This window comes from Frateuria sp. (genome assembly GCF_035944355.1).
Classification (GTDB): Bacteria; Pseudomonadota; Gammaproteobacteria; order Xanthomonadales; family Rhodanobacteraceae; genus Frateuria_A.
Map to the genome: position 1 here is coordinate 191,222 of NZ_DASZBH010000008.1, position 23,257 is coordinate 214,478.

A 23,257-nucleotide genomic window follows, 5' to 3' on the forward strand; every position below is an offset into this window, starting at 1 on the left:
CTTCCGCCGGCGCCGCTCCCGGCACGCCCGCTCCCCACGTATGAGCGACGATGGGAAGAGGGCAAACGGCCTACTCCTCGCTCGGGCCAGAGATCACTTCCAGCTCGCTGACGCCGCCGGGAGCAAGATCCTTCAGCAGGTCGAAGAAGTTCTTGCCGACCAGCCGCTGCGCGCGGCGCAGCAGCAACGGCACCGGGCTGGACGGCTCGCAGCGGGCGTAGTAGTCGCACACCTCGTCGAGGCGACGCAGCACGTCCTGCGGAGTTTCGATACGCCCGGGCACGCCGGCGCGCGCGCCGGCAACGGACGGTTCGGTGCCGTCGACCTCGCCTTCGGCATCGCCGGCGGCCGCGGGATTGCGGCGGGCCACCTGCGATTCGACGAATTTCTTCAGCTCGTAACTGTCGCTGAGCAGCGGTTTGAGTTCCGGGCCGGCGGTGCCGATGCGGTCGTTGAATATCTGGTCGATCGCCTTGGCTTCATCGAGGATCCGCGTCAATGCGGCAAACGTCTCGATGAGCTGCTCTTCCGGACAATCCAGGCAGCACGCTTCGATTTCGGTCATGCTCGGAGAGACTTCCTCGCCCGCGTCCACTTTCAGGCTGCCATTGGCAATGCGCAGGTCGCGCAGCGAGAAACGCCCCAACCGCGGCGACTGCACGAACGGCGTGCTGCGGAAATAACCGAGCAGGCCGAGCGGATTGGCGATGGTCGCCACGGCATTGACGCGTGCGGTCGGGTCGTCGTCGTCCTCGGCGTCCAATTGCGGATGCACGCCGTCCCAGTGGTTTTCCAGCAGCCCGCGGACCAATCCCAGCCCGGCGGCCCAGCCGGCCATTCCGCCGGTGCGCATCCACGCCGTGGCCAGGTGCGTTGCCACGCGCAGGTCGCGCGAGCGCTCGAGCAGGCCGGTGGCGAGCGAGATGACCTCGTCCCAGTCCGGCTCCTCGGCGGCCTTGACGCTGTCGCCGATGGCGCGTTCTGCGCGGGGCGCGGCCGCGCGTTCCAGGGCCAGGAATTGGGGGTCGTATTCCAGGTCGCTGCCGGTCGGTGAATCGCCGTCCAGCGGTTCGAGAAAAGCCGTCGGGTCGTAGCGTGTCATGGAGTGCCCAAATCCCCTGAGTAACCGCAGCGGATAATACAACAGCGATTACCGCCGGCAGCGCCTCAGGCATGCCGGAAAATCGATGGATAAATCGCCCTTGTGATTACGCAATACGGAACTCGGAAAATCGCGCGCGGCGCGATCTCCACACCTGCGCCGGAAGAAGGCATCAAGGATGCACGTGCCGTCCGGGCGATTGCGCAGCGGGCTCCTGCGGACAGCGGCCGACCACGTGGGCGAGCGTGTCGATGTTGTCGGCCAGGCGGTCGGTGAGGCGGGCGACCTGCTCGGCGCCGGCCACGTCCTCGGACATCGCCAGCAGGGTGCCGAGGCTGCGCTGGAGCATGCGCAGGTCGGGCAGCCCGGAGGCCGCGCGCTGTTCGCGCAGCGCGCCGGCGATGCCGTGCAGCGCCGTGGCGGCGTGATCGACGAAGGCGCTCACCTCGGTCTGTTCCGGCAGGCTCGAGCGGTTCTGCAGCAGCGCTTCCATCGCCATGGCCGTGCGCGCCAGGCGGTTGCCGTTGGAAAACAGCGCCTGGGCCAGATCGAGCAGGGCGGTGGGCGTCGCCGGTTCGGCGCGCATGCGCTCGATCGACGCCAGCGCATTGGTGCGGGCGGTGCGCGCGGCGGAGCGGGTCTCGCGATAGTTCGAGCGCCGCTGCGGGCGCCCGAGCGCGCGCAGGTAGTCGGCGTAGGCGTCGATCATGTCCGCCAGCGCAGCGCGTGCGCGGCCACGTTCCCAGGTGGGCCACAGCACGTAGGCGAGCAGCGCCAGGCCGCTGCCCAGCGCGGTGTTGATGACGCGATCGAGCACGGCCACTTCCGGATCCACGCCCTCGAAGGAAAGCAGCACCACCACCGTGCCGGTCAGCGCCGCCACCGCAATGCCGTAGTGCGCGGTGGCCAGGTAGCGGAACGCCATGCACAGCACGCCCATCAGGGCCAGGTGCGCCCACGGCTGGTCGGGGATCACGCGCAGCAGCGCGGTGGTCAGCAGCAGGCCGAGCACGGTGCCGACCACGCGCAGCAGGCCGAAATTGAACGTGGCGGCGAAGTCCGGCCGCAGCACGATGGCGACGGTCATCGGCACCCAGTAGCCGTGCGGGAGCTTGAGCAGGCGCGAAAGCGCCAAGGCCAGGCTCAGCGCGACGGCCGAGCGCACGGCGTGGCGGAAGGCCACCGAATGCGGCGAGAAGTTGGCCAGCAACACCGCCCGCGTCGAATTCTGCCGCAGCGCGGCGGGCAGGCGTAGATCGGCCGCTTCCGCGCGCTGCTCGCCGCGGCTGCCGGCCCAGTTGGCGTTGCGTACGGCCGCGGCGAGCTGACCGGCCAGCGCATGGACGTGCAGCGCATGCTGCGCGTCGTTGTCCACGGCATGACGCTCGACCGCCTGCAGGGCGTGCAGGGCGCGTTCGGCCGCGTGCGGCGTGCTGCCCTCTTCCAGCGCGTCGGCGATGTGCTCGAGCACCCGCGCGGCGCGGGCACGCAAGCGCGGCGGCGGTGCGTTCGTGGGTATGCCGCCGGCCAGCGCGGTGAGCTCCAGGCGGATGCGTTCGGCCAGCTCGAGCAGCACGCCGAAGGCCTCCATGGCTCGGCCGTGCGCGTGGTAGCGGCCCAGCAGGGTCTGCTGCAGGGTGGTCATCGCGCCGCTGAGGGCGGGCTCGTCGGCGTCGTCCTGGGCACGCTGGCGTGCGAGCGAGGCCAGCCCACGGTAGACCGTGGCCAGTGCCTGTCGTTCGGGCCGGTAGCGCTGCAACGGCCAGGCGGCGACGGAAAAAAGCATCATCAGCAGGCCGCCGGCGAAGATCAGCGCCGCGCCCGCCGCGGCCGGCGCCAGCGACGTGGGCGAGGCGGCGGTGACCACCAGCAGGATCATGCTGGTCATGCCTACGCGCGCCAGGTCGGTACCGAACACCACCAGCAAACCGCCGCCGAAACCGACCAGCGCGCTCGCCAGCAGCATGGCCGGCAGGTGCCCGCCGATCAGGAAACCGGCGAGCGCGGCCAATCCCGCGGCAAGCGAGGCAAGCAGCAATTGCACGACGCGCTGGCGGTAAGGCCCCGGCTGGTCGGAGAACATCGTGTCCAGCGCGCCGGCGGCCACGCCCAGGCCCATCGCGGTGTGCCCGCAGGCCATGCCGATTCCCAGCGGCGCCACCACGGCGAGCGTGTTGCGCACCACCACCCGCAGGGGAACGTCCGGACGCTTGGTCCGGGTAAGGCTCTCCAGCACGTTGGCGCGTAGCGAGTAGACGCTGGCGGACATCGCCGAATCGCAGGGGGTGGGAAGCCCGGATTCTGCCTGAGGCTAGTTGAACCGCCGCCTAGGAAGCCTGCAGCGTCCGCTCGCCTGGCGCGGTGGCCGAGTCGTGCAAAAGGTCATGCGGCGGACTCGGCCAAGCGCGTAGCCATCCGCCCGTCGGCTGCTCCCCGCGTTCGCGGGGGAAAGCTCGGGCGGGAAGAGAGGAAGGCCTGTCGTCGGTCAGGCGCGCCCGGCGAATTCGCCCGTCAGCGTGTTGACCCACACCTTCTCGTCGTTGGTGATGTATTCGGGCACCTGGATTTCCACGCCGGTGTTGAGCCTGGCCGGCTTGGTGCGCTTGGTGGCGCTGGCGCCCTTGAGCTCCGGCGCGGTGTCCACGACGGTGAGCACCACGCTGGTGGGAACCTGCAGGCCGACCGGCGCGTCGTCGATCAGCTGTACGTAGTAGCCCTCGGTGTCCTCCACGATGTAGCCGGCGTTGTCGCCGACCAGCTCGGGGCCGAGCAGGTACTGGGTGTAGTCCTCGGCGTCCATGAACACGAACGCCTCGCCGTCCATGTAGGAGAAGTTAGCCGCGCGGCGGACCAGATCCATTTCCTTCAGGTCGTCGTCGGCGCGCAGGCTCAGGTCGAACTTGCGCCCGCCGGGGATCGAATACATGGTGAAGCGGAAGGTCACGTTGCCGCCGCGCGCGGTGGGCGCGCTGCGCTCGATGTCGCGCACCTGGTAGACGGTGCCGTCGTGCTCGACCACGTTGCCTTTCTTGACGTCGGAAGCTTTCATGGGGTGGAGGGTTGCTCGAGGTTGTAGGAGGCGGAGCGGGGAACGGGGAACGGGGAACGGGGAACGGGGAACGGGGAACGTCAGGTTTGCGGTTTGGTGGGGGGCGTTTCTACTGGCAGGCATCTCCGGCGCTCCGCGAACCACACGTTCCCCGTTCCCTGTTCCCCGTTCCCCGCTTATTTCGGCTGCAGCCGCACCGCCCCATCCAGGCGAATCGTCTCGCCATTGATGTAGCGGTTGCCGAGGATGAACGCGACCGTCCGTGCGAACTCCTCCGGCTGGCCAAGCCGCGAGGGGAACGGGATCGAGGCGGACAGCGACTGCTGCACGGCCTCGGGCATGCCGTCGACCATCGGCGTCCAGAAGATGCCCGGGGCGATGGTCGCCACGCGGATGCCGAAGCGGGCCAGCTCGCGCGCCATCGGCAGCGTCATGCCGACCACGCCGCCCTTGGAGGCCGAATACGCGGCCTGGCCGATCTGGCCCTCATAGGCGGCGACCGAGGCGGTGTTGACGATCACGCCGCGCTCGCCGTCCTCGCCCGGCTCGTTGGACTGCATCAGCGCCGCGCCGGCCTTGGCCACGTTGAAGCTGCCGACCAGGTTCACCATCACCGTGCCGGCGAAATTGGACAGCGCCATCGGGCCTTCCTTGCCCAGCACCCGGCCGGAGCCCAGGATGCCGGCGCAATTCATCACCACGTTGAGCCCGCCCATCGCCTCGCGCGCGGCGGCGACGTTGGCGGTGACGCCGTCCTCGGAGGTCACGTCGGTGCGGTAGAAACGGGCGGCCTGGCCCAGCGCCTGCGCGGCGGCCTGGCCCTTCTCTTCGTTGACGTCGAACAGCGCCACCTTCGCGCCGTGCGCGACGAGGTGCTGCGCCACCGCGTGGCCGAGACCGGAGGCGCCGCCGGTGATGACGGCCTTGACCTGATCGAGCTGCATGGAAAGGTCCTTGGTATGCGGAAAACGGCAATGGTAGCGGAGGCGCCATGCGTACCGCAGGCGTGGCCTTTTACTCCCGCTCCCCAGGCGCAGTCGGGTAGAGGGCCGGGGGGAGGGAGCCGCGCGCGGCTCGTGGGCGAATCGGGCTAGGGCGAGAGGCCGCGCAACGCGGCGCCGTCGGCGTCCACGCGCAACACCGACCCCTGCTCGTACCAGTCGCCCAGGACGATGCGCTGCGCGTCATGCCCATCGAGCGAAAAGTCGTGGATCGCCGGCCGGTGCGTGTGGCCGTGGATCAGCCGCGTGACGCCCGCCCCGCGCATGACCTGCGCCACCGCATCAGCGTTGACGTCCATGATCGATTCCACGGTATTGCCGGTGTGCGCGCGGCTGTCGGCACGGGCCTTGGCGGCGAAGGCGCGGCGCGCCTCCAGCGGCATGGCCAGGATGTTGGCCTTCCATTCGGGCGTGCGCACCTGCCGGCGTACCGCCTGGTAGGCGACGTCGTCGGTGCACAGCGTGTCGCCATGCATCAGCAGGGTGGGGCGGCCGTACAGGTCATGGACCGCGCCGTCGTCCAGCAAGCTCAGGCCGGCGCGCCCGGCGTAATCCCGGCCGAGCAGGAAGTCGCGATTGCCGGGCATGAAGTACACCGGCAGGCCGGACTCGCGTACGGCCCGCGTGGCGCGGGCGATGCGCGCGGGCAGCGGCGCATCGTCGTCGTCGCCGATCCAAGCCTCGACCAGGTCGCCCAGGATGTACAGCGCATCGGCCTGGCGCACTTCGTCGCCGGCGAGGTAACGCTCGAACAGGTCGGTGATGTGCGGGCGGCTGTCGTCCAGGTGCAGGTCGGCGATGAACAGGCTGGCCATCAGCCGCCCTTCCTGCCGGCCGGCCTGGCGGGCTTGGCCACGCTGGCGGCCTTGGCGGGCGCCTTGGCGCTGGCGGCGGGAGCGGGCGCCTCCTCGCCGACCACGCTGGCGCTCTCGATCACCGGCAGCGGGTTGGGTACGTCGGCGGCGAACGGTCCCTGGCCGCGGGTCGGCAGGGCGGCGATCTTGTCGACCACGTCCATGCCCTGCACTACCTTGCCGAACACCGCATAGCCCCAGGTCAGGCCGCTCTGGTTGCCGGCGTAGTCGAGCCGGCGGTTGTCGACCAGGTTGATGAAGAACTGCGCGGTGCCCGAATTGGGGTCGGCGCCGCGCGCCACCGCCACGGTGCCGCGCAGGTTGGAGAGGCCGTTGTCGGCCTCGCTGGCGATGGCCGGGTGCGTGCGCCGCGGCTGCAGGTCGCGCGTGTACAGGCCGCCCTGCACGAGGTAGCCGGGAATGGCGCGATGGAACACGGTGCCGTCGTAGAAGCCCTCGTGCACGTACTGCAGGAAGTTGGCCACGCTCTTGGGCGCCTTGTCCGGGTACAGCTCCAGCGTGATGTCGCCTACGCTGGTGTGCAGCAGCACCTTCGGGCCCGGCGCGGGCGGCGCCTGGGTGGCGGCCGGTGCGGGCGCCGCCGTCTGGGCGGACAGGCCCATTGGCACGAGAAACAGGAGGGCCAGCAGGAGTCGGTGCATGCGTGCGGAGCCTGTGTGGACTGCCCGCATGATACGCGGTGCCGTCGCGCGGGCTGAAGCAAGGCCGTGGTTCCTCCCTTCGGCGGGGAGGATTCGCTCAGGTGCGCTGGATATCCAGCGTCAGGCCGAGCTCGGCCATCGGCCCCTGTTCCTGCTCCAGGTCGGCTTCGGTCAGCGGATGCTGGTCGAGCCAGTGTGCGGGAATGGCCAGGCGCAGGCGTTGGCTGGTGGCGGTGAGTTTCAGCGGCGGCAGCGATTCGGCGCGGCGGCCGCGGCGGAACAGCACGGCCAGGCGCAGCAGCGCCGTGATGTGGCGGGCCAGGGTTCGGTAGCGCTGCGGCAGCACCGAGATCAGCGCCTTGGCCGGCTTGCGCCGGTGCGCCTCGACCACGGCGGCGAGCAGTTGCTGCTCCTGACGCGAGAAGCCGGCCAGATCGGCATGGCGCAGGATGTAGGCGCCGTGGTGATGGTGCTGGCTGTGCGCGATGGCCAGGCCGATCTCGTGCACGCGGGCGGCCCAGGAAAGCCACTCGCGCGCCTCCGCATCGAGCTTCCAGGGACGCACCACCTGGTCGAACAGCGCCAGCGCGGTGGACTCGACGCGGCGCGCCTGCGCGCGGTCGACGCCGTAGCGGGTGGCCAGCGCATCGACGCTGTCGGTGCGCGGGTCGCGGCCACCGGCGCGGCCGAGCAGATCCCACAGCAGGCCTTCGCGCATCGAGCTTTCGCATACGCGCATGTGAGCGATGCCCAGCGCTTCGAAAGCCGCCTCGAAGATCACCACGGCGCCGGCGAACACGGGCGCGCGCTCCTCGGTAAGCCCGGGCAGCCGCAGCAGATCCATCTGGCCCTGTTCGAGGATCGCCTCGCGCAGCTCGGCCAGCGCATCGAGGGTGACGCCGTCGTCGGTCAGGCCCATCGCCTGGACCACCGCGTCGACCGCCTTGGCGCTGCCGGAGGAGCCGTAGGCGTCCTGCCAGCCCGATTCGCGGAAATCCTCGGCGAACTGCTGCAGCAGCACGCCCACTTCGCTGCGTGCGCGGTTCCAGCGCTTGGGCGTCAGCCGGCCGCCGGGAAAGAACCGCAGGGTCGAGGCGATGCAGCCGGCCTGCACGCTCTCGGTGTGCAGCGGCGCCAGCCCGCGGCCGATGATGAACTCGGTGCTGCCGCCGCCCACGTCGATCACCAGCCGCGGTTCGCGCGACGCGGGCAGATCGTGCGCCACTCCGAGGAAGATGAGCCGACCCTCCTCGCGGCCGGAGACGATCTCCACGGGATGGCCCAGCGCCGCCTCCGCGCTGGCGAGAAAGGTGTGTGGCGAGGACAGCCGCCGCACCGTATTGGTGGCCACGGCGCGCACGTTGGCCGACGGCAGGCTTTCGATGCGCTGGCCGAAACGCGCCAGGCTGGCCAGCGCGCGGGCGCGATGGGCGGCGTCGAGGGTGCCGTCCGAGCGCAGGCCGGCGGCGAGGCGCACGGTGTCGCGCAGGCGGTCGATCACGCGCGGCTCGCCGTGCTCCATGCGCGCGACCACCATGTGGAAACTGTTCGAGCCCAGATCCACGGCCGCGATCAGCTCGCCATCCTTGATGGGTACGGGCTCGGTGATCACGCGGGAATTCCGGCAGGGAAAGGCGGGGATTCTGCCAGGCCCGGCGACCGCGGCCGCATGCAGCGCAGGCGACGGCCGAGCGCGCGGATTTCGATCCCGGGCGCCAGGGCGGGGGCGCGGCGAGACTGCGGCCGGCGCCTCATCCGCAGATCTTCTCGAGCAGCGTCTGCTGCGCGCTGTGCGGCGGCTGGTCGCCGGGCGTGGCGCGGGTATAGCGGCCGTCCGCGTCCAGCAGCCAGGCCTGGGTGTTGTCGGCCAGGCCGTTGGCCAGGGTCTCGTCGAACACGCGCTGGGCCAGCGCCGGGTCGAGGATAGGGAAGGCCACCTCGATGCGTCGCATCAGGTTGCGCTCCATCCAGTCGGCGCTGGCGCAGTAGATCTCGCTCTTGCCGTCGTTGGCGAACCAGTACACGCGGCTGTGCTCCAGGAACCGCCCGACGATCGAGCGCACGCGGATGCGCTCGGAGATGCCGGGCAGGCCGGGCCTGAGCGTGCAGGCGCCGCGCACGATCAGGTCGATCTCCACGCCGGCCTGCGAAGCGCGATAGAGCGCCTCGATCACGTGCGCCTCGTTGAGCGCGTTCAGCTTGGCGACGATGCGCGCCGGCCTGCCGGCCAGCGCGTGCGCCGTCTCGCGCTCGATCTTGGCGACCACGCTCTTGTACAGCGTGAAGGGCGAATGCAGCAGGCGCTTGAGGCTGATCACCGAGCCCAGGCCCGAGAGCTGCTGGAAGACCTTGTGCAGGTCCTCGCCGATCTCGGGGTTGGAGGTCATCAGGCCGATGTCGGTGTAGAGGCGGCTGTTGGCCTGGTGGTAGTTGCCGCTGGAAAGGTGCACGTAGCGGCGCAGCAGGTCGGCCTCGCGGCGCACGATCAGCATCATCTTGGCGTGGGTCTTGTAGCCCACCACGCCGTAGACCACCTGCACGCCGGCCTCCTGCAGCCTTGTCGCCAGGCGGATGTTGGCTTCCTCGTCGAAGCGCGCGCGCAGCTCGATCACCACGGTGACGTCCTTGCCGTTGCGCGCGGCCTCCACCAGCAGGTCGACCAGCGGGGTGTCCTCGCCGGCGCGGTAGAGCGTCTGCTTGATCGCCAGCACGGCCGGGTCCGAGGCGGCCTGGCGCAGCAGGTCGACCACGGCGGCGAAGCTCTCGTAGGGATGGTGCAGCAGCACGTCGTGCCGGCCGATCACTTCGAAGAGGTTGGCGCCGGGGCCGATCGCCGCGGGCAGGCTGGGCACGAAACGCGGAAACTTGAGCTCGGGCCGGTCGACCTGGTCGTAGATGCCGCCGGCGCGGATGATGTTGACCGGGCCGTCGCAGCGATAGACGTCGGTTTCGTCCAACTCGAAATTGGCCACCAGCATCGCGGTGATCGCCTTGGGGCAGTCGTTGGCGATTTCCAGCCGCACCGGCCGCGCGTAGCCGCGCCCGAGCAGTTCCTCGCTGAGCGCATGGGCCAGGTTCTCGACCTCGGCCTCCTCCACGATCAGCTCGCTGTTGCGGGTGACGCGGAACTGGTAGGAGCCGACCACCTTGAAGCCGGCGAACATCAGATCGACGAAGGCCTGCAGCAGCTCGGCCAGGAACACGAAGTTGTCGCCGCCGCCACCCACCTCGGCCGGCAGCTTGACGATGCGCGGCAGCGAGCGCGGCGCGCGCACCAGCGCCATGTGGCCTTCGTGGCCGAACGCATCGCGGCCCTGCAGCACGACCGCGATGTTGAGCGTCTTGTTGAGGATGCGCGGAAACGGGTGCGCCGGGTCCAGCCCCAGCGGCGAAAGCACCGGCAGCACCTCGTGCTCGAAATAACCCTGCAGCCACCGCCGCTGTAGCGGAGTCCATTGCTGGCGGGTGAGGAAGCGGATGCCTTCGGCGTCCAGTTGCGGCTTGAGCTGCTCCTGCCAGGTGGCGTACTGCTCGGTGACCAGGTCCAGCGCGCGCGCGCGGATGCGGGTCAGCAGCTCGCCGGAGGACAGCCCGTCGGGCCCCGGCGCGGCCGAGCCGTACGCGTGGTGGTGCTTGAGCATCGCCACGCGCACCTCGAAGAACTCGTCGAGGTTGTTCGCCACGATGCTCAGGTAGCGCAGCCGCTCCAGCAGCGGGACCTGCGCGTCGCGCGCCATGGCGAGCACACGGAAGTTGAACTCCAGCGCGGCCAGTTCGCGGCTCAGGTACAACTCCGGCGCGGCCAGGTCGGCGATCGTGGTGGCGGGAGGCGGCAGTTTACGGGCCATGGATCCCATTCTGGCCGATGTGGCGCGCAAGTAAACCCGCTGCGACCGGGACGGGTAGGGCGGGCTTCAGCCGGGGGTCGGGTCGGTGGCGCCGGATTCGGGCGGCAGCAGCCGTTCGGCGCCGAAGTGGCAGGCGAAGGTGGACCCCTTGCCGGGGGTACTTTCGACGCTCAGCCTCGCCTGGTGCAGGTTGAGCACGTGCTTGACGATCGACAGCCCCAGGCCGGTGCCGCCGGTCTCGCGCGAGCGGCTGGAGGAAACGCGGTAGAAGCGCTCGGTCAATCGCGACAGATGGCCCGCGGGGATGCCGTAGCCGGTGTCGCTGACCGAGTAGACGGCTCCTTCCGGCATGCGCCGCCAGCGGATGACGATGCTGCCGCCGCTGGGCGTGTAGCGCACGGCGTTGCTGACCAGGTTGGAAAGGGCGCTGTGCAGGTCCCTGGGCGAGCCGAGCAGGTCGCAGTCGGTTTCGGTTTCGAGCGCGATGCGGTGGCGGCCCTGGCTCAGCGCCTCGGCTTCCTTGCGCATGGTGGCGAGCATAGCGGCCATCGGCACGCGCTCGTCGATCACGTGCTCCTGGGTCTCCAGGCGCGAGAGCGTGAGCAGGTCCTCGACGATCTGGCCCATGCGCTTGGACTGCGCGCGCATCTCGGCGAGCACCGGCGCCAGCGTCGGCACGTCTTCCGGATCGAGCAGCTCCAGATAGCCGTGGATCACCGTGAGCGGCGTGCGCAGCTCGTGCGAGACGTTGGCGACGAAGTCGCGGCGGATCTGCTCCAGCCGCGTGAGCGGGCTGATGTCGCGTGCCAGCAGCATGCGCTGGCGGCGGCCGAACGGCTGGAGGGATACGTCCAGGTGGTCCCCCGGCCGGCCGGGCGCCGGTATGTCGTGCAGCGGCACGCGCGCGCCCGAACGCAGCCAGGCGGCCAGTTCCGAGCCGTGCAGGCGATCGGACAGCACCACCCCGCGGTCGTGGCCGCGGCGCAGGCCCAGCAGGGTTTCGGCGGCCTGGTTGAACCAGCGCACGCGCCATGCCTCGTCCAGCAGGACCACGGCGTCGGGCAGGCTGTCGGCGGCGTCGCGCAGGTCGCGCAGGGTGATGGCGAGGCGGCGGGCGCGGGTCATGCGTTCGATCCGGGGCAGCGGTGCGGGAAGGATGGTGCAGCCGGATGACAACGTCGAGTCGGGCCTTCAGACGTTGGCCGAGAAGCGATAGCCCGATCCGCGCACGGTCTGCACCATCGCATCGAGCTGCCAGGGCTCCAGCGTCTTGCGCAGGCGGCGGATGTGCACGTCGACCGTGCGTTCCTCCACGTACACGCTGCCGCCCCAGACGTGATCGAGCAACTGCGCGCGGGTGTACACGCGCTCGGCATGGGTCATGAAGAAGTACAGCAGGCGGTATTCGGTGGGGCCGATCGGCACCGGCTCCTCGCCGGCGAACACGCGGTGCGCCGGCCCGTCGATGCGCAGCCCGCCCAACTCCACCATGCCGCTGCCGTCGTCGCCCTGGCTGCGCCGCAGCACCGCCTTGATCCGTGCGATCAGCTCGCGGGTGGAGAAGGGTTTGACCACGTAGTCGTCGACGCCCGCCTCGAGGCCGTTGACCCGGTCCATCTCCTCGCCGCGCGCGGTGAGCATGATGATGGGAATTTCACGGCTCAGCTCTTCCTTGCGCAGCCGCCGGGCCAGGTCCAGCCCGCTCGTGCCGGGCAGCATCCAGTCCAGCAGGATCAGGTCGGGCACCTGCTCGGCGATGGCGATCTGGGCGGCGCGGGCGTCGGCCGCCGCGACCGCCTCCATGTCGGCCTTGCGCAGGGCGAAGGCGACCATGTCGCGGATCGAGGCTTCGTCTTCGACGATGAGGATGCGCTTGTGCACGCGGTTTGCGCCTGGCCTATGACGGGCGTATTGCAATGGGGCAATGTTACGCGGGGATGACACTGGGGGGAGCGGGGAACGGGGACTGGGGAACGGGGAACGGGGGACGTCAGTCTTGCGGCTGCGACAGGTCGGGGGCGGTGGCCTACACCAAGGCGGCCAGCGTCAGGATGTCCGCGGCTGCACGTTCCCCGTTCCCGCCCTACTGGCTTCGCCCGTCCGGGTTGTCCACGGTCTGGATCTTGCGCTTGCGCAGCTCCAGCACCAGCGGGGTGAGCTCGGCGATGCGGGCCTGGATGCGGGCCCGGGCGTAGTAGTCGAGGTCTTCGCGCTTGAGCAGGCGCTTCAACTGCTCCATGGCATCGAACGGACGGCCGGACAGGTAACTGGCATCGGCATAGGCCTCGCCGGCGCGGGCGTGGTCGCCGGCCTTGTCGCTGGCGCGGGCATAGCTCATATAGACGTCCGGTTCGTCGGCGTCGTCCAGCAGGGGGCGCAACAGGGATGCGGCGGCGGTGGCCTGGGCGGTGTCCCCGCCGGCGATCAGCGCCTTGGCGTAGGCCAGTGCTACCGCGCGGTTGCGCGGCGAGCGCGCGTTGAGGCGCGCGTAGCGGGCGAGCGCGTCGGCGCGCTGGCCGGCCTGCAACTGCGCATCCGCCATCGCCAGTCCGAGCGCGAGGCTGTCCGGATGCGCGGCCAGCAGCGGCTCGAGCTGCCCGATCGCCTGCGTGCCGGAGCCGGCTCGGGTGAGCGCCAGCGCGTAACCGTAGCGATTGGCCGGCGTGTCGAAGCCGGGCATCTTGAAGCTGGCGCCGTAGTACTGGACCAGCTTCGGGGCGTCGCCGGCCAGTACGCGGGTGCGCTCGCGCATCAGCGCGTAGGTGTCCAGGCCGCTCCTGGGCGCGGCGATGGAGAGCGCGGTGGGGTCCTTCACGTAGGCGATCGGCGCGGTGGTCTTTTCCCATTGGCTGCGCACCAGGGTAGAGCCGCTCGGGCGCAGCTTCTGCTGGGCGACGAGGGCGCCGGCGCGCGACTTGGCGTCGCTGATGCGCGAGAGCGTCACCGGATGGGTCTGCAGCAGTTCGGGCAGGTCGGTGCCGCCGGCGCCGGCGCGCAGCGTGTCCTGCATGCGCTCGAAGAAGCTGGCCATGGCGGTGGGGTCGAAGCCGGCGTTGGCCAGCGTCTGGATACCCACGCGGTCGGCCTCGATCTCGTCCTTGCGGGTGAAGTTGATCGACTTCTGCGCGATCAGGCCCTGGCCGGCCGCCAGCACCGCCATCGGCGAATCGCCGCTGTGCGAGCCGGCGCCCGCGGCGATCGCGCCCAGCAGCACCAGCGCCATCAGCGGGGCGTCCTTTTTTGAATCCTCGAAGGCGCGCTGCAGATGGTTCTGCGTGATGTGGCCGATCTCGTGGGCGATCACGCCGGCCAGTTCGCTTTCGCTGCGGGTGATCGCGATCAGGCCGGAGTTCACCGCGATGTAGCCGCCCGGCGCGGCGAAAGCGTTGATCTCCGGGTCCTTCACGATGACGAAGGTGAAACGGTCCTTGGGCTTGTCGCTGCCGGCCACCAGCCGATAGCCCAGGTCATTGAGGTAGTCGTCCAGCAGCGGGTCGTCCACCACCATGTCCAGCGAGCGCATCTGGCGCAGCATGGCGGCGCCGTAGTCCCTGGCGTCCTGCGGCGAGATCAGCGAGTCGGCCGAGCTGCCCAGGTCGGGCAGGCGGATGTCCTCCTGCGCACCGGCGCCAAAGGCGAGGCAGGCGGTGATCAGCGCGGTCAGCAGGCGGGGGGCGAAGCGTCGTGGTGCCATGGCCATAGGTGGGCGACAATACATCAACTCAAAGACCACCCGCGGCGGCGTCGGTTCATTGTCCGTTGGCTTGCAATCGGCGCCGCGCGCCCCATCTGGTGTGGTCAGTTTTCCAGTTGCCGGAGCATCCGCAATGCCCAAGATCGAGGTCTATTCCACGGCCGTGTGCCCGTACTGCGTGGCCGCCAAGAACCTGCTCAAGTCCAAGGGGCTCGAGTGGAGCGAGGTGCGCGTGGATGCCGACCCGGCGCAGCGCGAGCTGATGCTCCAGCGCAGCGGCGGGCGCCGCACCGTGCCGCAGATCTTCATCAACGACCGGCACGTGGGCGGCTACGACGACCTGGTCGCCGCCGACCGCAGCGGCAAGCTCAAGCAACTGCTGGGCGAAGCCGCATGAGCGGCGCCGACGAGGGCAAGGGCCGCGTGGCGGAGTTCACCGCGTTCCGCCAGCGCATGAACGAGCGCATCCTGGCCGAGGACAACCAGGTGGTGCGTCGCTTCTTCGCGCTGGACACGCAGACCTACAAGCCCGGCGCGCTCGACGTGAAGACCAAGGAACTGCTGGGCCTGGTCGCCTCGATGGTGCTGCGCTGTGACGACTGCATCGCCTACCACGTGGCGCAGTGCAAGGAGGCGGGCGTCACCCGCGAGGAATTCTTCGAGACCTTCAGCGTGGGGCTGGTGGTCGGCGGATCGATCGTGATCCCGCACCTGCGCCGCGCGGTCGATTTCCTGGACCAGCTCGAAGGCGGCGCCGCCGCCGGCAGCGCCTGCGCGGACCATGCCTGAATCCACGGCGCCGGCGCGCGCCGGCGCCGTCAACTGGGCGCGGCCGGGCGCCGGCGCTGCGAAGAAACGCAACGCTGCGTGCGAGGATTTGCAACGCGCGGGCGGGTGTCGCGTGCTGCCGGCGCGGGCCCGCATCGGCGATAATGGGACTCTTTGGCGCGCGCATTCCCCGCCGCGTGCCCGCGACCTGTCCTCGAGGAGCCTCCCATGAGCAACACCATCGCCGTGATTCCGGGTGACGGCATCGGCCCGGAAATCATGACCGCCACCCTGCGCGTGCTCGACGCGCTGGACTGCGGCCTCAGCTACGACTACGTCGACGCCGGCATGGTGGCGCTGGAGAAGCACGGCGACCTGCTGCCCAGGGCGACGCTGGACAAGATCGCCGAGCACAAGGTCGCGCTGAAGGGCCCGCTCACCACGCCGATCGGCGGCGGCTTCACCTCGATCAACGTGACCCTGCGCCGCCACTTCGACCTGTACGCCAACGTGCGTCCGGCGACCAGCTTCCCCGGCACCAAGGCGCGCTACGAGAACATCGACATCATCACGGTGCGCGAGAACACCGAGGGCGCCTACCTCGCCGAAGGCCAGAGCGTGTCCGAGGACGGCGAAATCGCCACCTCGATGGTGCGCGTGACCCGCAAGGGCAGCGCGCGCATCGTGCGCTACGCCTTCGAGATGGCGGTCAAGAAGGGCCGCAAGAAGGTCACGGCGGTGCACAAGGCGAACATCATCAAGACTGCCTCGGGCATGTTCCTGAACGTGGCGCGCGAGATCGCCAAGGAATATCCGCAGATCGAGTTCAACGAGATGATCGTGGACAACACCTGCATGCAGCTGGTGATGAAGCCCGAGCAGTTCGACGTCATCGTGACCACCAACCTGTTCGGCGACATTTTGTCGGACCTGTGCGCCGGCCTGGTCGGCGGCCTGGGCCTGGCCCCGGGCGACAACATCGGCGAGCACGCGGCCATTTTCGAAGCGGTCCATGGTTCGGCGCCGGACATCGCCGGCAAGGGCATCGCCAACCCCTGCGCGCTGCTGCTGGCGGCGGCCGACATGCTCGATCACCTAGGGATGGTCGAGAAGGGCACGCGACTGCGCGACGCCATCCGCGACACCATGGCCAACGACCATGACCACGTCACTCCGGACCTGGGCGGCAGGGGCAACACGCAGAGCTTCGGCGAGGCGATCGCCAAGCGCGTGAAGGGCTGAGGCCACGATCCCACCCCAGAGGCTCCGTCGAAGGCCGCGGCATCGCCCGCGGCCTTCGGCTTTCTGGGCGGCAGCCCGGCCGCTAGCATGGTGCGGCCGCGCTCCGCGGCGGTCCCGATGCCGATCCGCTGGTCATGCCCCTGACTCCCTGGACCTTCGTCTACTTCGCCGGTGCGGTGCAGGCCGCACTGCTCGCGACCGCGTTGTGGCGGCGGCCGGCGAACCGCGAGGCCAACCGCCTGCTTTCGGCATGGGTGGCGCTGACCGGCATCGACCTGGCGGTGAAGGCGCTGTACTGGCACCTGCTCACGCCCGAATGGTTTCGTGCCTACCGCTTCGTGGCGCTGTTCCCGTTCCTCTACGGCAGCCTGTTCTACCTGTACGTGCGCGCGCTGACCCAGGAGCGCGGGTTCCGGGCACGCGATCTGGTGCACCTGGCCGGTTTCGGCGTGATGCTGGTGTTCAATGGGCACGTCCTGGTGATGGACCACGCGCAGCTGCAGGCGCTGTCGTCGCGCTGGATCGCCGGCGAGCGCTCGGTCGGCGCGTGGTTCGATGTGCCGTTGTTCCTGTACAGCCTGTCCTACGTGCTGGCGGCGCTGGCGCTGGTGCGTGGCTACCGGCGGCGGCTGCGCGAACGGCGGTCGGACGCCGACCGGATGTCGGTGCGCTGGATCGACGTCATGGCCGGATTCCAAGTCGTCATCTGGTGCGTGGCGATCGTGCAGGCGCTGGTCTACCTGCCGGTGCTCAATTACGGCCTGCTGTTCGGCCTGGTGGCCGCGTGGGTCTGCGTGATGGGCTGGTTCGGCCTGGGCCAGCCGCCGGTACCGGCCGAGCCGGCGCTCGCGCTGGGGCCGCCGCAAGAGGCGGCGGACGTGCCGGCCAGCGACGACGCGCGCTACGCCGCCGTCGAGGCGCGCCTGGCGCAGCTGATGGAGGGCGAGGCGCCGCTGTACCTGGAGCCGGCGCTGACCATCGGCCAGGTCGCCAAGCGCAGCGGCTACCCCGAATACCTGGTGTCCGCGGTGATCAACCGCCGGCTGGGCGGCAGCTTCTGGGACTACGTCAATCGCCTGCGCGTGGAGGCGGTGCGCGTGCGGCTGGCCGACCCGGCCGAGGCACGCACGATCCTAGACCTCGCCTACGCCTGCGGCTTCACTTCCAAGTCGACCTTCAACGCGGCGTTCAGGCGCCAGGTCGGCGAGACGCCGAGCGGCTACCGCCGGCGCCTCGCCGGAGGAGCGGCGTCCGTGGCTTAGCGCAGCGGCGCAGGACCGTGCAGCGCGGCGACGATCGCCGCCGCCGCATCGCCGATGCCGGTGCCGCCGCCCTGCACGGTGAGCCCCAGCCGCACCACCACGAGGCGCTCGGACGGCACGATGATGACGTACTGGCCGAAGGCGCCGCGCGCGTAGAACATGTCCTTGGGCAGCTGCGGCATGCCCCAGGGCGCATCCCATACCGGCACGCTGCCCTGGTTGCGCAGGTTGGTCCAGAAGCCCGCGCCGTAGCCGGTGTCGAGCGTGCGCGAGCGGCTGTAGTCCGCCCAGCCAGCGGGCAGGATGCGCCGGCCGCCGGCGACGCCGTCGTCCAGGTAGAGCTGGCCGAAGCGGGCCAGATCGCGCGCCGTGGCGTAGCCGAAGCCCGAGCCGAGCAGGGTGCCGGCGGCATCGGTTTCGATCGTGGTGTGGAGTATGCCCAGCGGCGCGAACAGTTGGTCGCGGGCGAAGCGCTCGGCGCCCACGGCCGTGCCGCCGGTCGCATCGCCCACCAGCTTCGAGAGCAGCGCGTAGCCCAAGTTGCTGTAGCCCCAGGTGGTGCCGGGCGCGTGGTCCAGCGGTGTGCGTGCCGCGTAGGCGGCCGTGTCCGGCTCGCGGAACCACATGTGGGTGGCGGGGTTGACCGGTCCCTCGGTCTCGTCGAAGGGCAGGCCCGAATCCATGCGCAGCAACTGGTCGACGGTGATCGCACGACGCGGGTCGCCCGGAGCCTGCCAGGCGGCGATCGGCGCCGGCTGGTCCAGCCGCAGCCGGCCCTGGCGGACCAGGACGCCGATCAGCGCCTGGGTCATCGACTTGGTCACCGAGTGGACCCAGATCGGGGTCTGCGGGCCGTAGCCGGGGGCGTAGCGCTCGGCGATGAGCCGGCCGTCGTGCAGCACCGCCACGGCCTTGGTCAGCCGCGGGTGGGCCGGGTCCGGTTCGGCGAAGGCGAGATCGAGCGCATGGCGCAAGGCCGGATCGGCCGGCGCCACGAGGGCCGGCCCGAAGCCGTCCGGCTGGTCGGCGGCGGCCAGGCCCGCCGCTTCGGGGACCGCGCCGTCACCGTGGGCGACCAGGCAGCCCAGCCCCGGGCGGTATACCGCCCGCGCGGGAAACAGGCCGAGCACGCTGCTGCGCACTTCCCGGCGCGGACGGTCCACCGTGTAGCGCACGGCCCAGCCGATGCCGGCCATCAGCGGCCGCTGTTCCTCGGCGTAGATGCGGTCGGGGTCGACCCCGGAAACGAACGCGGCCGCGCACAGCGAGCGGCTGACCGAGCCGGTGGCAATGTGCAGGGCCTCGCGGTTCAGCAGCACCACCGCGGCGGCCGCGACGGACAGCGAGGCGAGCAGCACGGCGACCGGCCGCTTCCAGCGTATGGACTTGGAGTGATGCATGGCGCCCTCCCGGGGCATGTGGCGAGGAGGGCAGGATGGCCGTGCGGCTTGGTGAAAGGCGTCCGATCCGGCCGGATCGGACGCGTCGGACGTGCGATCCGGCCGGGCCGGTCCACGCTACGGCGCTCGCCGGCAGGCTCAGCCGTGCTGGCCGGGCTGGTAGCTCCCGCCGATGGTGCGGGCGGCGATGTTGATGCGGTTCCAGCTATTGATGGTTACGACCAGCAGGGTCAGGTCGACCAGCGATTCCTCGTCGAACTGCTGCCGCGCCCGTTCGTAGAGCGCGTCCGATACGGCTACCTGCGAGTTCAGCTCGGTCAGCTCCTCGGCCCAGGCCAGGGCGATGCGCTCGCGCTCGCTGAACAGGGTGGTCTCGCGCCAGGCCGGCAGCACGTACAGGCGCTGCTCGGTTTCGCCGGCGGCGCGGGCGTCCTTGCTGTGCATGTCCAGACAGTAGGCGCAGCCGTTGATCTGCGAGACGCGCATGAGCACCAGGTCGATCAGGCGCGGCTCCAGGCGGCCGGCGTCGTGGACCTGCTTGCCCAGCTGGACCAGCGGCATCATCGAGCGGTAGTGGCGTTGGATGGCGAAACGGGACATGGTGGGCTCCTTGGATGGGAAGGCGGCCCGCAGTGGGCCGTTCAATGCAAGGACGCCGAAACCCTGCTTTTCGTGACTGCCGCCAGGCGGGCCAGCTTGCCGGGGTGGCGCAAGGCGAGCGTGGCGGTGATGTGGTCGCCTTCGCATTCGATCCAGGTCGCGCTGGCCAGCGTGTCGTCGACCCAGGCCAGCAGCACGGGCTCGCCATTGAGGTCGACGATGGTGAAACGCACGTCGGGTCGCGAATAGAAGCGGGTGGCGATCTGCGTGTAGAGGCGGGCCAGCCGGTCGGCCCCCTGCAAGGGGCGCAGCACGGCCCGCACCACGCCGCCGCCATCGGAAATGGCGATCGCGTCTTCGGCAAACAGTGCGCGCAGCGATTCGAGGTCGGGCTGCTTCATCGCCTCGATGAAGCGCTGCAGCATGCGCCGCCGGGTCGGCCCATCCACGCTGAAGCGTGGCCGCCCTTCGCGCAGGCGGGTCCGCGCGCGGTGCACGCGCTGGCGGCAGGCGTCCTCGCCGATGCCGAGGATCGCGGCGGCCTCGGCGTGGCTGTAGTCGAACACCTCGTTGAGCAGGAAGGCCGCGCGTTCGTCCGGGCTCAGCCGTTCGAGCAGCAGCAGGAAGGACAGGGTGATCGTCTCGCCGCGCTCGAGCTCCTCCTCGGGGCGTTCCGCGTCCGGCACCAGCGGTTCGGGCAGCCAGGGGCCGGTGTAGTGCGTGCGCTCGGACTTGGCGCGGCGCAGGCGGTCCAGCGCCAGGCGCGTGGTCACGGTGACCAGCCAGGCTTCGGGGTCGTCCAGCGCGGTGGTGTCCTGCGCGTGCCAGCGCAGCCAGGCGTCGTGCAACACGTCCTCGGCGTCGGCCGGCGTACCGAGCATGCGATAGGCCAGCCCGAACAGGCGCGGGCGGTGTTGCTGGAAGAGGGTGGTCTGGGCATCCATGGACGTTCTCCGGTGGGATACGGCCAGGACGCGCGACCGGCGCGGAACGTGACCTGGGAGCCTGGGCAGTAGAAGCCATCCGGGCTGCAAAGTCGGACGTTTCTACCGTCCAGGCTCCTAGTGCACCAGCGGCCAGGGCGCCAGGAACACCAGCCAGATCAGCAGCACGATGCCGGTGTACTTCAGGCCCCGGAACAGCTTCGGATGGCGCCGCTTGAAAGCCTTGCTGCGCTCGCGCCCGCGCTGGTTGAGCGCGAACATGCGGTTGACGAAACCGACCTTCTCGCTGTCGGCGTTGGGCGAGGCGGTGATGCGGCCCATGAACGCGCCGACGCGCCGGTTGAGCGCGCTCATCCAGCGCGTGCGCAGCGGGCGCTCGACGTCGGCGAACAGGATCACGCGGGTCTGGTCGGTGTTGTTTTCCACCCAGTGCACGTAGGTCTCGTCGAACACCACGTCCTTGCCGTCGCCCCAGGCGTGCTCCTGGCCGTCGACGAAGATGCGGCAGTCGCGCGAGTTGGGCGTGATCAGGCCCAGGTGGTAGCGCAGGGAGCCGGCGAACGGGTCGCGGTGCGGATTGAGCTTGCTGTGCGGCGCCAGCGTGGCGAACATCGCCGCCTTGATGCTGGGGACGGCCTGGAGCAGCTCCACCGTCCTGGGGCACAGCGCTTCGGCCGAGGCGAGCGGCTCGCCGTACCACTTCAGGTAGAAGCGCTTCCAGCCCTGCTTGAAGAAGCTGTTGAAGCTGGCGTCGTTGTGCTTCTCGGCGGCGCGGATGTAGCCCTCGTCGAACAGGTGCAGCGCTTCCTCTCGGATGGTCTGCCAGTTGGCCTGCAATAGGTCCAGCTGCGGGAAGCCGCGGCGGTCCAGGATCGGACGTGCCGGCACCGCAGAGAATGCGTACATCATCAGGTTGTAGGGCGCGAAGATCGCCGAGTGGTCGACCAGCTGGCGGTCGAACCGCAGCCGCGCCTGCCCGCGCAGGTGCACCAGCAGCACGCAGAACGCGAACAGCAGGAGCAGCAGCAGGATGATCAGGCGGGGGGTGAGGATCATGGGACCGGGTCGCGGCTGGGGCGATTCATTCTACGCTGGCGCGAATCCAGGCGGAGCCGGCACTTTGCTCCCTCTCCCCTCCGGGGAGAGGGCTGGGGTGAGGGGAGGCTCTTGCGGCGGGTGTAGATCGAAGCGTGGATTTGATGCAGTTTCCCGCGAGCCCCGGCCCCTCACCTCAATCCTCTCCCCGGAGGGGAGAGGAGGCGAACGCAAAAGGCCACTCCTTAAGAGAGTCGAGCTAATCCGCCACATCCGGCTCGAAGAAGCTCCAGCGGATGTCCGGGAACTGCGCCTTCATCGCCCGCTCGACGGCATTGATCGCATCAATCAGCGCGCGGTCGCTGGCGCAGGGCTCCATCCTGGCCTTGACCGACACCATCACGTCGGCACCCATCTGCAAGGTGATCAGGTTGAGCACCTGCGCCACTTCCGGGCGGTCGTGCAGGAAGGCCTGCAGCTCGGCGCGGCGCCGCGGCTCGACGCCCTGGCCGATCAGCAGCGCCTTCACTTCGATCGCCAGCGCCACCGCCACCACCACCAGCAGCGCGCCGATCGCGACGGTGCCCATCGCGTCGAACACCGGGTTGCCGGTGAGCATGGTCGCGCCCACCGCCAGCGCGGCCAGGCACAGGCCGATCAGCGCGGCCAGGTCCTCGCCGAAGATCACCAAGAGCTCGCTGGAGCGGGTCTGGCGGAACCACGTCCACAGGTTCTGCTCGCCGCGCGCCTTGTCGACCTCCTGCATGCAGCCGCGCATCGAGATGCTCTCGGCGACGATGCCGAACACCAGCACGCCCAGCGCCAGCCATGGCCACTTCAGCGGTTCGGGATGGCTGAGCTTGTGCACGCCCTCGTAGACCGAAAACATGCCGCCCACGCTGAACAGCAGGATCGCCACCAGGAACGACCAGAAGTACAGCGCGCGGCCCCAGCCCAGCGGGTATTCGTCCGACGGCGGCCGCCTGGACTGGCGCATGCCCAGCAGCAACAGCCCCTGGTTGCCGCAATCGGCCAGCGAATGCACCGCCTCGGCCAGCATCGCGCCCGAGCCGGTCAGGAGCGCGGCCACCAGCTTGGCGAGGAAGATCGAGAAATTGGCGCCGAGCGCGAGGAAGATCGCCTTGAGCGAATTGGCGTGGCCGGACATGCGTGGGTTCCTGCGGGCGGCCGGTCAGTCTAAGGTCGGACGAGGCGACCCGGCGGAGGCTCCGCCCTCAGCGGATGCCCACGCCCACGCCTACCCCGAAGTGCACGTTGTTCTTGCCCTTGTTCATCTCGTCGGCGGTCCACACATGCGACTGCCCCACCTGCACCAGCGGGAACACGTAGTCGGCCTGGCCCACCTTGCCCGCACGGCTGCCGTTGAGCTGGCCGCTGACGGTGATCAGGCCGCCGGCCGGATAGTCCAGCGATTCGACGTAGCCTGGCATCACCGCGATGAAGCGGCCGCTTCCGCTGTCGTTGGCGCGCGGGCGCTGCGAGCTGTCCAGCGGATAGGCCAGGATCTCCACCTCGCTGTGGTCGGCCAGGTTGTTGACGCCGACGATGCGGCCGCCCCAGATCACCGGGCGGTTGGCGAACTGCTCGGGCGATTGCGCGACCTGGAAGGGCTGGGCGCTCACCGCATCGGGCGAGGCCTTGTAGATCGGCGCGGGCGCGCAGGCGGCGAGCGCGAGCAACGCTGCCGGCAGGGCCGAACGGAAAACGATATGAGCGAGGCGGATGCGCATGGCGGGCTCCTGACCTTGGCGAAAAGGCGGCCGCGGCAGCGGCCG

The 23,257-nt window shown here is 69.9% G+C and carries 21 protein-coding genes; 4 read left to right on the plus strand and 17 right to left on the minus strand.

Translation table 11 applies throughout. The features are described from left to right. Positions 1 to 70: 70 nt before the first annotated feature. The 11 genes from tssA to VGU03_RS05700 all read right to left on the minus strand — a co-directional run bounded on the left by tssA (position 71) and on the right by VGU03_RS05700 (position 14,216). Complete coding sequence (gene tssA, locus VGU03_RS05650; protein WP_327479252.1) at positions 71 to 1,102, minus strand: type VI secretion system protein TssA; 1,032 nt, start codon at positions 1,100 to 1,102, stop codon at positions 71 to 73. A 172-nt stretch (positions 1,103 to 1,274) separates the two neighbouring features. Next, the gene (locus VGU03_RS05655) at positions 1,275 to 3,371 is read right to left on the minus strand and encodes an FUSC family protein (protein ID WP_327479254.1); all 2,097 of its coding nucleotides are present in this window, start codon (positions 3,369 to 3,371) and stop codon (positions 1,275 to 1,277) included. A 216-nt stretch (positions 3,372 to 3,587) separates the two neighbouring features. Further along, complete coding sequence (yeiP, locus tag VGU03_RS05660) at positions 3,588 to 4,151, minus strand: elongation factor P-like protein YeiP (protein WP_327479256.1); 564 nt, start codon at positions 4,149 to 4,151, stop codon at positions 3,588 to 3,590. A 176-nt stretch (positions 4,152 to 4,327) separates the two neighbouring features. Next, positions 4,328 to 5,095 carry an SDR family NAD(P)-dependent oxidoreductase gene (locus VGU03_RS05665; protein WP_327479258.1) on the minus strand — a complete coding sequence of 256 codons (768 nt, stop codon included), beginning with the start codon at positions 5,093 to 5,095 and terminating at the stop codon, positions 4,328 to 4,330. A gap of 146 nt (positions 5,096 to 5,241) precedes the next feature. Then, positions 5,242 to 5,967 carry a UDP-2,3-diacylglucosamine diphosphatase gene (gene lpxH, locus VGU03_RS05670; RefSeq protein ID WP_327479260.1) on the minus strand — a complete coding sequence of 242 codons (726 nt, stop codon included), beginning with the start codon at positions 5,965 to 5,967 and terminating at the stop codon, positions 5,242 to 5,244. Beyond that, positions 5,967 to 6,668 carry a peptidylprolyl isomerase gene (locus VGU03_RS05675; RefSeq protein ID WP_327479261.1) on the minus strand — a complete coding sequence of 234 codons (702 nt, stop codon included), beginning with the start codon at positions 6,666 to 6,668 and terminating at the stop codon, positions 5,967 to 5,969. The genes lpxH and VGU03_RS05675 overlap by 1 nt, the downstream gene beginning before the upstream one ends. A gap of 97 nt (positions 6,669 to 6,765) precedes the next feature. Continuing rightward, complete coding sequence (locus tag VGU03_RS05680) at positions 6,766 to 8,280, minus strand: Ppx/GppA phosphatase family protein (RefSeq protein WP_327479262.1); 1,515 nt, start codon at positions 8,278 to 8,280, stop codon at positions 6,766 to 6,768. 139 nt (positions 8,281 to 8,419) lie between these two features. Further along, the gene (gene ppk1, locus VGU03_RS05685; RefSeq protein WP_414655934.1) at positions 8,420 to 10,516 is read right to left on the minus strand and encodes a polyphosphate kinase 1; all 2,097 of its coding nucleotides are present in this window, start codon (positions 10,514 to 10,516) and stop codon (positions 8,420 to 8,422) included. A gap of 66 nt (positions 10,517 to 10,582) precedes the next feature. Further along, entirely contained in the window at positions 10,583 to 11,641 is a 1,059-nt protein-coding gene (phoR, locus tag VGU03_RS05690; RefSeq protein ID WP_327479266.1) for a phosphate regulon sensor histidine kinase PhoR, read from the minus strand. A gap of 66 nt (positions 11,642 to 11,707) precedes the next feature. Continuing rightward, positions 11,708 to 12,397, minus strand: a complete 690-nt coding sequence (gene phoB, locus VGU03_RS05695; protein ID WP_327476961.1) for a phosphate regulon transcriptional regulator PhoB — start codon at positions 12,395 to 12,397, stop codon at positions 11,708 to 11,710. A gap of 202 nt (positions 12,398 to 12,599) precedes the next feature. Continuing rightward, a complete protein-coding gene (locus VGU03_RS05700) occupies positions 12,600 to 14,216 on the minus strand; it encodes a M48 family metalloprotease (protein WP_414655935.1) in 1,617 nt (538 codons plus the stop codon). Positions 14,217 to 14,343: 127 nt separating this feature from the next. Here VGU03_RS05700 and grxC point away from each other — a divergent pair, with 127 nt between their 5' ends. The 4 genes from grxC to VGU03_RS05720 all read left to right on the plus strand — a co-directional run bounded on the left by grxC (position 14,344) and on the right by VGU03_RS05720 (position 17,482). Beyond that, positions 14,344 to 14,607 (plus strand): glutaredoxin 3, encoded by a 264-nt coding sequence (gene grxC / locus VGU03_RS05705; protein ID WP_327479269.1) that lies wholly within the window; start codon positions 14,344 to 14,346, stop codon positions 14,605 to 14,607. Continuing rightward, on the plus strand, positions 14,604 to 14,999 hold the full coding sequence (locus tag VGU03_RS05710) for a carboxymuconolactone decarboxylase family protein (RefSeq protein ID WP_327479271.1): 396 nt from the start codon (positions 14,604 to 14,606) through the stop codon (positions 14,997 to 14,999). The genes grxC and VGU03_RS05710 overlap by 4 nt, the downstream gene beginning before the upstream one ends. Positions 15,000 to 15,206: 207 nt before the next feature. Continuing rightward, positions 15,207 to 16,220, plus strand: coding sequence for an isocitrate dehydrogenase (locus tag VGU03_RS05715; RefSeq protein ID WP_327479273.1), 1,014 nt, complete (start codon positions 15,207 to 15,209; stop codon positions 16,218 to 16,220). Between the two features lie 134 nt (positions 16,221 to 16,354). Continuing rightward, positions 16,355 to 17,482, plus strand: a complete 1,128-nt coding sequence (locus VGU03_RS05720; RefSeq protein WP_327479275.1) for an AraC family transcriptional regulator — start codon at positions 16,355 to 16,357, stop codon at positions 17,480 to 17,482. Here the strand turns inward: VGU03_RS05720 and VGU03_RS05725 are convergent. From VGU03_RS05725 to VGU03_RS05750, 6 genes are all read right to left on the minus strand, one after another. Next, positions 17,479 to 18,882 (minus strand): serine hydrolase domain-containing protein, encoded by a 1,404-nt coding sequence (locus VGU03_RS05725; RefSeq protein WP_327479277.1) that lies wholly within the window; start codon positions 18,880 to 18,882, stop codon positions 17,479 to 17,481. The genes VGU03_RS05720 and VGU03_RS05725 overlap by 4 nt on opposite strands. Before the next feature lie 138 nt (positions 18,883 to 19,020). Continuing rightward, positions 19,021 to 19,482 carry a carboxymuconolactone decarboxylase family protein gene (locus VGU03_RS05730; protein ID WP_327479279.1) on the minus strand — a complete coding sequence of 154 codons (462 nt, stop codon included), beginning with the start codon at positions 19,480 to 19,482 and terminating at the stop codon, positions 19,021 to 19,023. Positions 19,483 to 19,523: 41 nt separating this feature from the next. Continuing rightward, entirely contained in the window at positions 19,524 to 20,426 is a 903-nt protein-coding gene (gene sigJ, locus VGU03_RS05735; RefSeq protein ID WP_327479281.1) for an RNA polymerase sigma factor SigJ, read from the minus strand. A gap of 117 nt (positions 20,427 to 20,543) precedes the next feature. Beyond that, positions 20,544 to 21,482, minus strand: coding sequence for an aspartyl/asparaginyl beta-hydroxylase domain-containing protein (locus VGU03_RS05740; protein ID WP_414655936.1), 939 nt, complete (start codon positions 21,480 to 21,482; stop codon positions 20,544 to 20,546). Between the two features lie 238 nt (positions 21,483 to 21,720). Further along, complete coding sequence (locus VGU03_RS05745) at positions 21,721 to 22,629, minus strand: cation diffusion facilitator family transporter (protein ID WP_327479283.1); 909 nt, start codon at positions 22,627 to 22,629, stop codon at positions 21,721 to 21,723. Between the two features lie 67 nt (positions 22,630 to 22,696). Then, complete coding sequence (locus VGU03_RS05750) at positions 22,697 to 23,212, minus strand: Slp family lipoprotein (protein ID WP_327479285.1); 516 nt, start codon at positions 23,210 to 23,212, stop codon at positions 22,697 to 22,699. Positions 23,213 to 23,257 lie beyond the last annotated feature (45 nt).